The sequence below is a fragment of the bacterium genome (assembly GCA_024226335.1).
Taxonomy (GTDB): domain Bacteria; phylum Myxococcota_A; class UBA9160; order SZUA-336; family SZUA-336; genus JAAELY01.
The window spans coordinates 1-959 of record JAAELY010000109.1 but is presented as its reverse complement, the minus strand read 5'-3'; the positions used below and the strand labels follow the sequence as shown (position 1 = coordinate 959).

General features: G+C 60.4%; 2 protein-coding genes. Both read left to right on the top strand.

The features are described 5' to 3' along the window. On the top strand, positions 1–348 hold a 348-nt coding region (locus tag GY725_04755), incomplete at its 5' end, for a (Fe-S)-binding protein (GenBank protein MCP4003486.1). Then, on the top strand, positions 348–959 hold a 612-nt coding region (locus GY725_04750; protein MCP4003485.1), incomplete at its 3' end, for a lactate utilization protein. The genes GY725_04755 and GY725_04750, both read left to right, overlap by 1 nt.

The following is a 959-nucleotide window of genomic DNA, read 5'->3' as shown; positions in this document are numbered from 1 at the left end:
GACTCCTGTTCGGGATTACGCGAACTCGGTGTCAAGCAACAGCCGCGCAAGTTGCTCGGCAGCATCTATGGCGTGTCCGTCAACGAGATGCAACACAGCGAGACCTGCTGTGGTTTCGGCGGCACCTTTTGCGTCAAGTTCCCGGAGATCTCGACGCGTCTGGCGAGTGACAAGGTCGACAATATCTGCGATAGCCGTGCGTCGGTGTTGCTCGGCGGCGATCTCGGCTGCCTGCTCAATATCAGCGGCCGGCTGCAACGCCTCGACAAGCCGGTGCGCGTGTTCCACGTCGCCGAGGTGCTCGCCGACATGGCCGACGAAGCCTCCATCGGCGAAGGGGAAGACTGATGCAGCCGCAAAGCCACCGTTTCAAGCAAAATGTCAGCGTCGCGCTTCAGGATGTGCAACTGCAAAAAGCGCTGGAGCGCGTGCAGGAGGGTTTCGTCGACAAGCGCGCGGCGGTCGTTTCGACCCTGCCCGAATTCGAGCGATTACGCGAACAGGGCAAGGCGATCCGTAACCATGTGCTCGATAACCTCGACTTTTACCTGCAACGTTTCGAAAGCCAGGTGCAGGCACGGGGTGGCCAGGTGCACTGGGCGGAAAATGCGCAACAGGCGCGCGATATCGTGCGCGATATCTGCCGCCGCGTTGACGCCAGGACGGTGATCAAGGGCAAATCGATGATCAGCGAGGAAATCGCGCTCAACGACGCGCTCGAAGCTGACGGCCTGGACGTGGTCGAGAGCGACCTCGGCGAATACATCCTGCAACTCGCGCACGAACCGCCGAGTCACATCATCGCGCCGGCGATCCACAAGACCAAGGCGCAAATCTCGGAACTGTTTTACAACGCACATCAGAAGCTGGGCTATACGAAAAAACTCGATACCGTGCCCGACCTGGTCAACGAAGCGCGCGAAGTGCTGCGTTCGCGCTACCTCGAGGCCGACGTCGGT